The organism is Prochlorococcus sp. MIT 1341 (assembly GCF_034092415.1).
Taxonomy (GTDB): domain Bacteria; phylum Cyanobacteriota; class Cyanobacteriia; order PCC-6307; family Cyanobiaceae; genus AG-363-P08.
On sequence record NZ_CP139304.1, the window covers coordinates 480,147 to 493,343 of the forward strand.

The 13,197-nt window shown below is 38.5% G+C and carries 11 protein-coding genes and 1 tRNA gene; 5 read left to right on the forward strand and 7 right to left on the reverse strand.

Annotated features, from left to right (window positions below; translation table 11 throughout):
* Window positions 1–109 precede the first annotated feature (109 nt).
* On the reverse strand, window positions 110–1,198 hold the full coding sequence (locus SOI84_RS02415; protein ID WP_320674822.1) for an FAD-binding oxidoreductase: 1,089 nt from the start codon (window positions 1,196–1,198) through the stop codon (window positions 110–112).
* Window positions 1,199–1,365: 167 nt separating this feature from the next.
* On the opposite strand from SOI84_RS02415, the gene SOI84_RS02420 reads away from it, so the two are divergent.
* Complete coding sequence (locus tag SOI84_RS02420; protein WP_414153608.1) at window positions 1,366–1,956, forward strand: SRPBCC family protein; 591 nt, start codon at window positions 1,366–1,368, stop codon at window positions 1,954–1,956.
* A gap of 69 nt (window positions 1,957–2,025) precedes the next feature.
* On the opposite strand, the gene SOI84_RS02425 is transcribed toward SOI84_RS02420, so the two are convergent.
* A tRNA-Glu gene (locus tag SOI84_RS02425) sits at window positions 2,026–2,098 on the reverse strand.
* A 68-nt stretch (window positions 2,099–2,166) separates the two neighbouring features.
* The gene (locus SOI84_RS02430; protein WP_320674823.1) at window positions 2,167–3,294 is read right to left on the reverse strand and encodes a histidine kinase; all 1,128 of its coding nucleotides are present in this window, start codon (window positions 3,292–3,294) and stop codon (window positions 2,167–2,169) included.
* A gap of 461 nt (window positions 3,295–3,755) precedes the next feature.
* On the opposite strand from SOI84_RS02430, the gene SOI84_RS02435 reads away from it, so the two are divergent.
* The gene (locus SOI84_RS02435; protein WP_320674824.1) at window positions 3,756–4,193 is read left to right on the forward strand and encodes a cAMP phosphodiesterase; all 438 of its coding nucleotides are present in this window, start codon (window positions 3,756–3,758) and stop codon (window positions 4,191–4,193) included.
* Window positions 4,194–4,283: 90 nt separating this feature from the next.
* Complete coding sequence (gene pepN / locus SOI84_RS02440) at window positions 4,284–6,881, forward strand: aminopeptidase N (protein ID WP_320674825.1); 2,598 nt, start codon at window positions 4,284–4,286, stop codon at window positions 6,879–6,881.
* An 8-nt stretch (window positions 6,882–6,889) separates the two neighbouring features.
* On the opposite strand, the gene SOI84_RS02445 is transcribed toward pepN, so the two are convergent.
* Window positions 6,890–7,888: a ribose-phosphate pyrophosphokinase gene (locus SOI84_RS02445; protein WP_320674826.1), complete on the reverse strand. Its 999-nt coding sequence runs from the start codon at window positions 7,886–7,888 to the stop codon at window positions 6,890–6,892.
* A gap of 82 nt (window positions 7,889–7,970) precedes the next feature.
* Here SOI84_RS02445 and SOI84_RS02450 point away from each other — a divergent pair, with 82 nt between their 5' ends.
* Window positions 7,971–8,504 carry a hypothetical protein gene (locus SOI84_RS02450; RefSeq protein ID WP_320674828.1) on the forward strand — a complete coding sequence of 178 codons (534 nt, stop codon included), beginning with the start codon at window positions 7,971–7,973 and terminating at the stop codon, window positions 8,502–8,504.
* A 14-nt stretch (window positions 8,505–8,518) separates the two neighbouring features.
* Here the strand turns inward: SOI84_RS02450 and SOI84_RS02455 are convergent, their stop codons facing one another.
* Complete coding sequence (locus SOI84_RS02455; protein WP_320674829.1) at window positions 8,519–9,493, reverse strand: hypothetical protein; 975 nt, start codon at window positions 9,491–9,493, stop codon at window positions 8,519–8,521.
* Window positions 9,494–9,865: 372 nt separating this feature from the next.
* Between SOI84_RS02455 and malQ the strand changes: the two genes are divergently transcribed.
* Window positions 9,866–11,422, forward strand: a complete 1,557-nt coding sequence (malQ, locus tag SOI84_RS02460; RefSeq protein WP_320675329.1) for a 4-alpha-glucanotransferase — start codon at window positions 9,866–9,868, stop codon at window positions 11,420–11,422.
* On the opposite strand, the gene SOI84_RS02465 is transcribed toward malQ, so the two are convergent.
* Together SOI84_RS02465 and SOI84_RS02470 are read right to left on the reverse strand one after the other, a co-directional pair.
* Complete coding sequence (locus SOI84_RS02465) at window positions 11,347–12,261, reverse strand: helix-turn-helix domain-containing protein (RefSeq protein ID WP_320674830.1); 915 nt, start codon at window positions 12,259–12,261, stop codon at window positions 11,347–11,349. The genes malQ and SOI84_RS02465 overlap by 76 nt on opposite strands.
* A gap of 46 nt (window positions 12,262–12,307) precedes the next feature.
* Window positions 12,308–13,030 carry a pseudouridine synthase gene (locus SOI84_RS02470; RefSeq protein ID WP_320674831.1) on the reverse strand — a complete coding sequence of 241 codons (723 nt, stop codon included), beginning with the start codon at window positions 13,028–13,030 and terminating at the stop codon, window positions 12,308–12,310.
* Window positions 13,031–13,197: the final 167 nt, after the last annotated feature.

A 13,197-nucleotide genomic window follows, 5' to 3' on the forward strand; every position in this document is an offset into this window, starting at 1 on the left:
ACAGTTTGTTGGCGGATGCCCAAAAAACTCTTTATATCGAGGCTACAAGTAAGGGCTTAAAAATTAACACCTTAGATGTTATGGCCATCAAAAAATATTTAATTAAATCCTAGTAAGTCTCTACATGCCAACGTCCTGCTTTCTTTAGTTGAGGTCTCAATTCTGACCAATTCATCCCTTTTTCTGCTGCTGCTTGTGTCATCGCTTCATCAATCCCTGGTTCCATGCCTTTTAAGCCACAGAGATAAATATGAGTTTTATTATTTTCAATCATTTCAAAGATCTCTGAAGCATTCTCCAACACCCTGTCTTGGATATACATCCTTCCACCTTTAGCATTGGTTTGTTCACGGCTAATCGCCTTTGTATAAAGGAAGTTGTCAGGGAATTCACTCTTATAACGTTCAAAATCATCGTCATAAAGCAAATTTGCAGTTTTTGGAGCTCCCATAAACAACCAAGCTTTACCTTTAAAATTCCAGCCATTCTTTTGAATCTCTGCCTGCTCAAACATCCTGCGTAAATAAGCCCTCATAGGGGCTATCCCTGTTCCAGTAGCCAGCATGATTACATTGGCATCTTCATCTTCAGGAAGAAGCATCTCCTTGCCAACAGGTCCTGTGATTTTAATTTTGTCTCCAGGGTTAATATCACAAAGGTATGTAGAGCAGACACCATCTACAGTTTCGCCATCTTTTTCGTACTGAAGCTGGCGAACACATAATGAAACTGTATTGCCCTCGAAATTGTCGCCATGTCTTGTACTAGCTATTGAATAAAGCCTTATTTTGTGAGGTTTACCATTAGCATCCTCACCTGCAGGGATAATTCCAATACTCTGACCTTCTACATAGTTGAATTCCGGATCACCTCCTGATATATCAAAGGTGATGTGGTTAACACGACCAATAGCTCCTTCTTGCAAAAGGCTGTAGTTGTCTAAGACACTACCAATGAAAGGGCTCCTAGGCTTGTAAAGGTTGACCGGAACATCTTTATGTCGCGACTTCCTAGTGGCCTCTGGAGGTGCAATCGAGCTGGAAGGCTGAGGCGTAGGTTCCGCTGCCTTAGGAGGCTCCCTTAGCGAAATATCATTAACCAGGCCGCTTCTCCAGTTCTGAAAAAGCCAAAATGCACCAATAAGTACTGGTACATGAGCCAGTCCACCGATTACAACACTTGCTTCCGAGTAAGCCATCAAAAACTAAATACCGATGGCGAGATTACCAACCCCCCCTCTCTCATAACTCTTAATTCGCCAGATAAAGGTCACTTTGTCAGATTGCACAAGTCAAAAAGCACGTAATTCTGTCCAAATTCACCTTCATTCTGTATTCTCTATTCCTGTCGAAAGAAGCTTTTCATTTGACTTCTACCCAATCGAACCTAAGTCAAGCGATTTCAGCGAAAGCTGAGACCTCAGAATCGCTTCTTTTGGAACGGCAGACAATCCAGCAGACAATGGAGCGCCTCCCTAACGGAACAAGGCGGCTAGCAGCACAATTAAGAACCCCTATAAAAGCAAGCACACTTTGGGAGGTCCTTACCGACTACGAGAATTTAAATACTTTCATACCAAACCTCTCCACCAGCGAACTAATTTCTCGCAGCGAGAACAAAGTTAAATTAAAACAAGTTGGGACTCAAAAGTTTGTTGGGGTGAAATTCTCAGCAAAAGTACAGATTGAACTAACAGAAAATAAGAAAATCGGAGATCTTGAATTTTGTTTATTAAAGGGAGATTTCAGGCGATTTGAAGGCGCATGGAGAATTAGACCGCAGATAGAGGGCGAAGGGACCTTTTTGCTTTACGAATTAACAGTTCAAGGATGCCTAGGGATGCCTGTGGGCCTAATAGAACAACGACTTAGAGAAGACCTTTCTACAAACCTTCTTTCAGTCGAGAAAGAAGCCAATAAAAGAGAAAAAATCTTCAAACTTCTCGACAGTGATTAAATAGCGGAATATCAAGCCGCAATTACATAGCATCCCAACAAGAATTACCAACGTCTAATCATCTTTGTATACCCCCAAGGGGATTCGAACCCCTGTCGCCTCCGTGAAAGGGAGGTGTCCTAGGCCTCTAGACGATGGGGGCGAGGCCGTAATTAAAAGAATTTGCTCTTTTAATCACATTTGAAAACTACGGTTCAGCCTCTCCCTACGTCAAGGCAGTTGATGAGACTCTTCTCCTTGACCCCGCCAAACTGGAACTTTGAAATAAAACGATGCGCCTTTATCAGGTTCTGATACCACCCATATTTTCCCACCATGCACCTCAACAATTCTTCTGCAAACTGAGAGCCCGACCCCAAACCCAGAAGTTTGCTCAGAGGTCTGAGGAAGTCGAACACGATCTAAGAAGATTCTTTGTTGTTCGTCTTCTGGAATACCAGGTCCACTATCAGAGACCTCAATTTGGACCCATTGACTAGTGCGATGAAGCATTGTTAAAGAGATATTTCCTCCGTCTTGAGTAAATTTCAAAGCGTTTTCTAAAAGATTCAACAAAACCTGCCGCATTCGCCGTTGATCAGCAAAAACCTTTGGCAAATCAGACGGAATATCAGTTCTAATTTCAATATTTCTTGTCCTCCAAAGCTTTTCGAGCTCCAAAATCGCTTCTGCACAAACACTCCCCAAGTCAAGTTTCTGAGGATTAAATAATGCCTCCCATCGTGTAATCCCAACCTCAAGAAGATCCTTGGAGAGGAATTCAATCTCTTCCAGTCTCCTTGTGATTACATCTTGAAAGTGCTCTAAATCAATTTGACCTAATTGCTGACTTTGTACTGCAAGCCTCGCTGCACTAAGAGGAGTTCGTAATTCATGTGCGACCATCCTTAGCAACCTTTCTTGCGAATGAATTCGCTTTATAAGAGTTTGATTCTCTTGACGAAGAACCAAAAGCTCATCCTCTAATTGCAATTCTCTCTGTGTAAGGCTGGTGTCAAGTTGAGAAGGCTTAAGGCTTAAGCCCAAACCAGTAACAAATTCTTCTTGCTGCCAGCGTGGAATCCAACTTTGAAACTGTTTAAAAATTGATGATCCAGCAAAAATCTGCTTAGGAGTTGGCGACAACTTAATCAGAGCAGGAAGCGCCACCAAACGATGTAGCTCTAGCAATTCTGGCTTTTCTTTAGGGTCAATTATTTGGAGAGTCACTCCAAACTCACAGTCATCACCCTCTAAATAATTTATAAGTCCTCTGAGGTCACCTCTAGAAAGGTGATGACGAGCAGCAACAAGAAGCAATTGAAGCCGAGGTCTTTCAATGGGATGATCTCGAACCAAAACTACTGTGAATTGTGAAAGTTAAAGCACACCTTATGTTTTTTTGGTGTCCGTTGACTGATTTTCTTAAGAACTAAAAAAAACTAATTAACAATGTTATTGATTTTTATATGAAAATTCGCTTTTCTCATTGCAATTCAGGCAAATTCATACATGAGTCGAAAGAAGGAGTGTGTCTTTTGTATCTGATCGAAGTGCAAAAAGAACAAAAAGTAGCAAATCCTACTTCAAAGAAGCAAAATCTTTGAAGCAAACAATTCTTAAAGCAGCTTTACTAATGGAAATTATTAATCCAGATTCTATTTAAAAGCTAGATAAAGACTTCAATTACACCAAGGATATTAGTTAGAAAAAAATCCATATTGAATATGTAATCTATTTAAATTAATACCTTTTTAAGATCAACAAATAAGGAGGTCTATCAGGCAGCATGGCAAGATGTAGTAAAAGCATTACGCATTTTGAAATCCCATCGGCTTCTACTCATAACAAGAGTTCTTCTAGTAATTCCAATAGGACTCTTGAGTTCTCCGGCACTTGCAGAGGCTAAAAACGATTCGTCTGCAAAACCAGCGGCTACAAACAGCGATATATTTCTCTATAGAGGTTTAGGCGCTTCATATGTATGCAATGCCCTTCGAATAGGAGTGGAGTTCCCCAAGTCGGTTGGAATTGCTGCAGCAACTTATACACAAGTGCTTAATGGCCGACATGCTGGCAAGATTGCCAGTTCTGGAGATAAAAAGCTTTCCAACAAACAGCTTTTTATGGGAGCAGAATTCCAACTTGTCAACGCCGCTGTTGAATACTGCCCGAAGCTTGTACCTGAAGATGTCAAGAAAAAAGTTGCGAAAGCAAACAAAGAGTTAATAGATCGTGAAAAGAAAAAAAGAAAATAAATTTCAAAAGAAAATACTAAAAATATTTAAAGGAAGAGAACCATTAGACTAAGATGTACAAGGAAGATTGACCACTGTATTTAAAGTGCTATGAAAGAAAATACCATTAAATATATACATGAATACAAGCCATATCCATTTAATTTACCTGAAATATGCCTCGAATTCAAAATTGGGGAAGAGAAGGTTAAAGTCATAAGTAAAATGAAATTTAGCAGTTTAAAAGAAGGTTATCAGAAATTGATTCTTAAAGGGATAGATCTACAGCTAATAAGCTTAAAGTTAGATCACAAGGAATTAGGAAAAGAATATTATTCTGTTAACGAAGATCAACTAACAATTAATCGGCATTTTGATAAAAATTTTGTTCTTGAAGTCACTTGTATAATTGATCCATTTAACAACACATCATTAGAGGGGCTATACGCAAGTGAAGGACTACTAACAACTCAATGTGAAGCCGAAGGGTTCAGAAGGATATGCTACCACCCTGACCGCCCAGACGTATTAAGTAAATATAATGTAAAAGTCAGTGCCCCAAAAGAGGATTACCCAACAATCCTTTCAAATGGAAATCTTCTCTCCGATAAGTTTGACAACAAAGACTTAAGTATCAAGGTGGTTGAATGGGAAGACCCTTATCCCAAACCCTCATATCTTTTCGGATTAGTCCTAGGGAAATTATATGAGAAGACAACAATTTATCAGTTAAAGTCAGGAAAAAATACCTTGCTTAGATTTCACACGGAAAAATCTAATCTTAAGAATCTAAGCCATGCAATGTCCTCACTAAAAAAAGCTATTGAGTGGGATGAAAAAGTATACGACTTAGAATATGACCTGGAGCAATATAACATAGTAGCGGTGAGACATTTCAATATGGGTGCGATGGAAAATAAAAGTCTGAATATATTTAATTCTAAGCTAATTATTGCTAATGAAGATATCTCTACTGATAGGGAGTTAGAAAGAGTCGAAAGTGTCATTGCTCATGAATATTTTCATAATTGGACCGGCAATAGGGTAACTTGTAGAGACTGGTTCCAGTTATCACTAAAAGAAGGTCTCACAGTCTATAGAGATCAATGTTTTACTTCAGACCTACATTCCTCCTCAGTTAAAAGAATTGAGGATGTTTCTGTCCTTAGAAATATACAATTTAAGGAAGACAATGGTCCCACCTCGCATGCAGTTAAGCCGTCAAGATACAAGTCTATTGATAATTTCTACACAACTACAATTTATGAGAAAGGTGCTGAACTTATAAGAATGCTGGAAATACTTATCGGTAAAGAGAGTTTTAATAGAGGCATAAGATTTTATCTAAGAAAATATGATGGCAGTGCCGCTACTACAGAAGATTTCATAAATTCCATTGCTGAAAGTACTCGCGAAAGCATTAAGTTTGATCTAAATCAATTTAAGACTTGGTACTATAGGAAAGGAACCCCTAAAATTAAAATTAAGCACAATTGGGACCCTGTGCAGGGAAAACTTAAGGTAACATTTTCTCAATGTCTAGAAGTATGTGATGATCAAAATACCCCATTTCTTATACCAATTAAAATCAAAGTTTTCAACAAAATAAAAGCCCTCACTAAAGAGCACTTATTTATACTTGACAAGATGAGAGATACTTTATTAATTGACAACCTCCCTAGGCAAAAGGAGTCCCCATACATATCACTATTTCGAGACTTTTCAGCACCTGTAATTTGGGAATCTGACATTGGTGAATATGATTTATTAGAACTTTTAAAGATTGATGATGATCCCTTTTCGAAATGGGATGCAGCACAAAAAGTTATCAAAAAGATATTGTTAAGTAGAGCTAAAGGTAATATTCTATTGGAAGTGGAACATGCCTTTATCTCTACCTTATCTGAGATTTTATCAAATAGCGACAAATATGATCTTAGATTTCTAGCGAAAATCCTAAGCTTGCCTTGCTTATCTGAACTTGAATCAGAGCAAGAGATAGTGAACCCTATTGCAATGTTCATTGGTTACCAGAAATTCCAAGCCCTACTTGGAGAAAAGCTTTCTAATCAACTTCATGAATTACTTAGCAAAATAAAAGCCAACTTAAAGCTTTCTTGGCCACAGGGAGTAGGGCAAAGAGAAATAACCGCTATTGCTTGGAAATGGCTTGCGCAATCTGGGGACAAATCAATCTACGAAAAAGCAGTAAAGGCAGTTAATTCAAACTCAATGTCCATAGCAAGGGCTGGTCTTGATGCATTGAATCCAATAAACTGCCCTCAAAGGGAAGAGGCACTCCAGATCTTCTATCAGAGATGGAAAGATTCCCCTGTAATTCTAGATACTTGGTTTAACCTAAATGCTTCTAATCCACATTTAAATTCTATTAATAAAATCAAACTGCTAATGGAACATCCTAAGTTTGACCCTATTGCTCCAAATGCAATAAGAGCCGTCCTAGGTGGGTTTACGAATAATCCGCCAAATTTTCACGCAATAGATGGAAGTGGTTATACATTTATGGCTGAACAAATAATCATTCTTGACTCAAAAAATGCTATCACTGCATCTCGTTTAGTAAAGATATTTAGCAATTGGAAAAAATATAACCATTCACATAGGAGTAAGATGAAGAAAGCCATTGAAATTGTTGCTCAGGAAAAAATATCTTCAAACACAAGAGAGATTATTGAGCTCATCAAATAATATTCTTCTTATTTACGAAACATTGAACTAATCGAGCTTTCTTCATGTATCCTCCAAATTGCTTCACCAAGCATATTTGCAACAGAAAGTACTTTTAACTGGGGAAATACATTTTTTTCGCTTAATGGAATGCTGTTTGTGACAATAACCTCCTCAAACAGACCCTCTTGAGAAAGACGTTTAGATGCTGGAGGGGAAAACACAGGGTGTGAAGCACAAGCTATAACTCTTTCTGCACCTTCCTTTCTTAAAAGTTCTGCACCAGCACAAATAGTTCCCCCGGTATCGATCATGTCATCTATGAGTATTGCTGTTTTCCCTTTCACATCTCCAATCACAGTAAGACTCTTGGAAACATTATGAGCAGCGCGCCTTTTATCAATAATGGCCAAAGGAGAGTCCATCATTTGCTTAGCAAATGCTCTTGCCCTGGCTACACCTCCTACATCAGGTGAAACGACAACGATCTCTCCTAAGTCCTTTTTTGAAAGATAATCAACTAAAACCGGTGATCCATAGATATGGTCACAGGGGATATCGAAATAGCCTTGAATTTGTGCAGAATGCAAGTCCATTGCAAGAACTCTGTCAACACCGGATTTAACTAGCAGGTTCGCCGTAAGTTTTGCAGTAATTGATTCCCGTCCTGCTGTTTTTCTATCTGCCCTTGCATACCCGTAATAAGGAATTACTGCCGTTATCTGCCTAGCTGATGCTCGTTTACAGGCATCGACCATAATCATCAGTTCCATCAAATTGTCGTTAACTGGAGCACAAGTAGGTTGAACCAAAAACACATCACATCCACGAATTGATTGCTGTATCTGAAGATAAAGCTCACCATCAGCAAATCGTTTGCAAACCTTTGGGCCTACTGACAGGCCCAGATACGTGGCAATCTCATCTGCTAAAGAAGGATTGGAAGTCCCACTGAACAAACGAAGGCGCTGCGAATCAAGACTTACATTCTTATGCTCGTCTCTTACTGCGCTAAGGAAAGTCTTCACGGTAGTCGCAGCCAAAACTTGATACCGATGCTAGTGCTGATGAAGCCGCTATCCAAATTTTTTCATCTAAAATTTTCTATAGATGACTAACCAAACGCTTTTTCTCCTAAACACTGGTCCTGTTACAGGAACAGAAATGCAATATGCAACAAGTCTTCTAGCAAATTCATGGGGTTGTGAGCACACTCATCATCATTCCACTGTGAACCCGAATGAAGTCCTTAAAAAGCTTCCGGAAAGAGCCTCTGTAATACAAATATGCGGAGACCCCGCTGCAGAGAATCAAAATAATTGCACTTGGATTGAGGCTCTGAGCTCATGGCGAAAACCCACACTTTTATTTACTAAGCAATTGGGGACAGGAAAAATCCCTGGGACAGCATCTGCTTATGTAGCTTTGTGCGAAAAATTTAAACTGCCATTGATAGGGATAATCCAAATAGCAGGGGAATGGGAACCCAGAAAGCGAAAATCAGACGGGCTTCCATGGTGTGGATGGCTACCTGAAGAGAAAGCTCCAACAAAACAAGATGTTGAGGACCTGTCCATGAGAAACAGTCATCAAGACTTAGTTATTAAGGTAATAGAGCAAAGGTTATCTATATTAAAGATTTGAAAGACTTATTAGAATTAGTCAATATTTGGCCATAAGGGTTGAATAGAATCACTTTCCAAGCGTCTACGAACTTGTTTGAAAAGTTGCTTAGATAAAGGTAAGGTTTCCCATCTAGGTTCGTGGTTTGATTTTGAGATGCTATAAAGCAAGCTAACCATTTCTTCATAAGAAAGGTTGGTTTTAACTTGTCTAATCAAATTATTTAACAAAACAGGGTAGCTATATTCTTTTTCTGCTGAATTAATCTTAGAGAATAAAGAGTTAACCATAACTTTTCTTCTTGATCTGCCTTCAGAAGAAAATTCCCTTGGAATTCTAGTTGAATAATCAGCCAACATTGAACCACTCAAGACATGTGATCCTGGAGGAAGATAAAGAGGCAAATTGGAATATTTATCATTAATCAATGAGGGTTTTCTTGTTACAATCCGGAAAGAACCAAAACCTATCAAGAATTCTCTTAAGCTATTGTGTGAGAAAACAATATACCGATCAATATTACCTTTTTCTAGACCGATTAAATCTGATAATATATCTGACATAAGCTTTACATCGCCTTTAAAGTACATATCAGATAAGGGTTTTAAACTCTTATCACCTGGTAATGTTATTTGAATCTCTAATGGGACCTGGAGTATGTCAACATCTCCATTTGGAGAAAATTGAATTAAAGCAGTAGACTCTGCTTTAATTCTTTCTTCATTTATTCTACTTTTACCTGGTTCATCGTTAAAGCCGTCAACCAATATGGCAAGTAAAATAATTCTTTTCTTTAATCTATAGACGCTATCTTCCAGTTTAATCTCAGATCTATTCTCATATAAACTACTTTCATTAAATTCATTCCAGAAAAGATTCAAAGACAACCCTCCTAACCAAAAACCTGTAACCGCAGCACCCAGTCGTTGAAGAGTTCTTCCAGGGTAACGACCCAAAATAAATCTACTTTTCTTTTTATTTCTACTGATTTTGGTTGTAATTTTATCCATTTTATATTCAACGTTAGACTTGACTAAGTCAAAAGAAATTTACGTATTCTACAAGCAAAGAAATGTCCTCCATATCCAAAAGTAGAGGAGTAGAAAACTCTAAATCCTTTTTGAAGAATAACTTTTAGCAAAGGTTTGTACATTCTAGAAGACTGAATTCAATGAAGAAAACCTAGTTTTAAATGCAACGTAAAAATAAGACTTCTAAAGACTAAGGGGGATCACATGGCTGAGTCAGAAGACCATCATATGGAGGATTCATATAGCATTAGCATATTAGTCTAAAAATCATGCCATTTGTTTCTAGCTTTGTTTTAAAGCTAATGCATTCATTATGAATTTCACCAAAGATGCTGGATTCCTTAAACCCTAATTAATTTGCCTTCAACTCGAACTACAGGGGTTTTACTACACCCAACAGCCCTTCCTGGATCGCCAGCATGCGGAACTTTTGGCCATCCTGTTAGAGAGTGGCTAAAGATTCTCTCGAACAACAGCATTGGTGTTTGGCAGCTATTACCACTAAGCCCTACCGATGGAACAGGGTCACCTTATAGCTCACCCTCTGGATTTGCGATAAATCCATGGTTCCTAGATGCCAAAGATCTTGCCGCGGAAGGGTTTATAACTGTCTCAGCACTTCACGAGCTTCCACAAGAAAGAGCGTCCTCAAAATGCCACTCATCATTGAATTTAGCCCTGGCAAATGACCGGAGTAGATACCTAGGAAGACTGTTAAGAGAATCCTGGTGCGAACAAGGACAAAGTCGGCATAAAGCATTTAAAGAGTGGTTTGGAAAAAATCCTTGGGTGAAAGATCACAGCGCATTTATGGAACTGCGTCGACAAAACGATGACCTCCCATGGTGGAAATGGTCTAACTCATTAGCTCAACATAAAACACTTGCATTAAAAGAATGGGAGGAAAACAACAATGAAGCCTTGTTAGAACATCAACTTGTTCAATGGCATCTTGATAGACAATGGCAGGCAATTAGAAAACTTGCAAAAAGTCTTGGAGTAATCCTTTTTGGCGACTTGCCTTTTTATGTTGCTCGAGACAGCGTCGATGTATGGGCAAATCGTGAACTTTTCTCAATCCATTCTAATGGACAAATGGAAGTACAAAGTGGAGTTCCACCTGATTATTTTTCCGAGACAGGTCAGCTATGGGGAACTCCTATATACAGATGGAAGGTTCATCGTCTAAGTAGCTTTAACTGGTGGAGGAAGCGATTAAGACGTCAATGGCAACAATTTGATTTATTACGGTTAGACCATTTCAGAGCTCTGGATTCTTACTGGGCTGTGCCTGGTCAGGAGACAAATGCAGTCAAAGGACACTGGCAATCCTCTCCAGGGATAGACTTATTAGAGACGATAAGGAATGATTTCCATGGAAAGATTCCTTTAATAGCTGAAGACCTAGGCTTAATTACTCCTGAAGTAGAAAGATTAAGAGACAAATTTTCTCTTCCAGGCATGAAAATTCTCCAGTTTGCCTTTGATGGCAATCCAGAGAACCCTTACTTACCAGAAAATATTAAGGGTAATAATTGGGTTGTTTACACAGGAACTCATGACAACCCAACCACTTTGAGCTGGTGGCAGAACCTAGAGAAAGAATCTAAAGATAGAGTCCGTGAGACAGTCCAATGCAATATTGAGGCTCCAGGGTGGCAACTTTTAGAACTAGCACTCAAAACTGAAGCATTTTTAGTCATAGTACCCATACAAGATTTATTAAATTTAGACGACGAAGCAAGGTTTAATACCCCAGGAACAACATCTGGAAATTGGAGTTGGAGATTATCCTCTTTTGGTCTGCCTATTGAGAACGCCTTAAAAGATTTTCAAGAACGAGGCTCTTTCTGGGGAAGATCAAATGAATCAGTTTTAAAACTATCTGAGTCATTAGGGAGTCGGTAAACCCCAGGAGTCCTTATGTCAGAAGAATATTTCTTACCATTCCAATAAATACTTTCAGTAGAAGGTAATGGAGGGTTTATCTCAATCAATAGTGGAGGAACTATCCTTAGTGATATCTTACCTATAACTTCTTTTAGCTCTAACTTAGAGCCGCCTGAACTTCTTAAAGATATTGACCTTGCTTTAGTTAAGTTGATAACCAAAAGCCCAGAGTTATAAAGTTTCTTTGGAACTCTAGATGCTAAATCCAGCCAAGCTTTCTTAGACCCTCGAGTTGCAGAAACAACAGGCTTATATTGATCAAGAGGTGTTTCATAAGAATCAGGAATTGAAACCGATTTGTTTGAGGCAAAAGGTCTTAACGAAATGCTGTTAATTTCTGCAATATGTTTATGCTGTTGGTTAAGCAGAAAAACACTTGAAATCATAAGGAATAAATAAACAATAGCTCCTTGCCAAGTAGTTAAGATGTCAATATTACCTGGCGTGAATGGAAGAGGTTTTCCACTCTTAAATTCTTTATTCCTTTCATATGTAGCCTTAAGCAAAGAATCTAAGGTTCCACCTTGAATCTCTAGCTGCGCCTCCAATAATGCAAGCATTGAAGAAAGATATGCTGGCTCTGGCAGACGATCAATCCAACCTCTTTCAATTGCTTCGAGTACAGTTATAGAGATACGAGTACTAACAGCCAACTGTGCGATAGTTTTTCCCTGACTCTCACGCCTACTTCTGATTAAAAGGCCAAGTTCTCTTAACGATTCCAAAGAAATATTATCTGGCGAATAAAAAGCCGCAACAGGCTTATTCTTTGATCTCCAAAATGATTTAAAACGCATTCTTGTTAGTTGTTCATTATGGAAACGTTTCAGAAATACCTCTGAATCAGCTTATTGGACCCAACCAATGCAACCATTCTGTCCTATGGAGCTCTCGCCAACTCCCCTCACGTAGTTCTCCTAAACAAATCCCTGAGAACTCGATTCTTTGCAAATCCAATACTTGATGACCCAATACTTCTGCTACACGTCTTATTTGGCGGTTTCTCCCCTCCCTAATTCGAATCTCCAATAAACTCTTACCATCAACAAATTGCAAATTCTTGACAAATGCTGGCATAGTTAATCTCCCATCTAACACAACACCATTACGCCATCGATACAATTTATCCTGTGATGGTTTTCCATTTACCAAAGCTCGGTAGATTTTTTCATGTTGGTATCTTGGGTGCGTCAACCGTAATGTCAAATCTCCTATATTTGTCAACAAAAGAACTCCGCGAGTGTCAAAATCTAATCTTCCAACTGGATGTAGTCCTGATCTAATATTTCTAGGAATAAGTGATAACACACTTTTTTTTTCTCTTTGATCTTTACAACTACTTATAAGGCCTAAAGGTTTATTTAATAGAAATACCCTTGGAGGAAGCGGAGTTGGAAGTTTCCTTCCATCAACAAGGATAAGGTCCTTAATTGGATCTGCCGTTTGACCTATCGTTGCTATCTTACCATTAACACTAACCCTCTTTTGCAGTATATACTCCTCGGCCTTACGCCTTGAGCATATTGCTGAATTAGCAATTGCTTTTTGAAGCCTTAACTTGGGCATTAGCTACTAAATATTTTTGCAATTTATCATTTATATAAAATAAGAAGTATATATAAGCAAGCTTTTTATATATAAGGATGTAAATGAAGCAAGGAAATGCAAGTTTGCAGAAAACAGGAAAACGAACTGGAGCCTAGTACCACATATCACCAAGACCATAAAGCTAC

Coding starts and splice junctions, on each gene's coding strand:
- SOI84_RS02415 (WP_320674822.1), bottom strand. CDS start 1,198: ATGGCTTACTCGGAAGCAAGTGTTGTAATCGGTGGACTGGCTCATGTA.
- pepN (WP_320674825.1), top strand. CDS start 4,284: ATGAAAGAAAATACCATTAAATATATACATGAATACAAGCCATATCCA.
- SOI84_RS02450 (WP_320674828.1), top strand. CDS start 7,971: ATGACTAACCAAACGCTTTTTCTCCTAAACACTGGTCCTGTTACAGGA.
- SOI84_RS02455 (WP_320674829.1), bottom strand. CDS start 9,493: ATGGATAAAATTACAACCAAAATCAGTAGAAATAAAAAGAAAAGTAGA.
- SOI84_RS02465 (WP_320674830.1), bottom strand. CDS start 12,261: ATGCGTTTTAAATCATTTTGGAGATCAAAGAATAAGCCTGTTGCGGCT.
- SOI84_RS02470 (WP_320674831.1), bottom strand. CDS start 13,030: ATGCCCAAGTTAAGGCTTCAAAAAGCAATTGCTAATTCAGCAATATGC.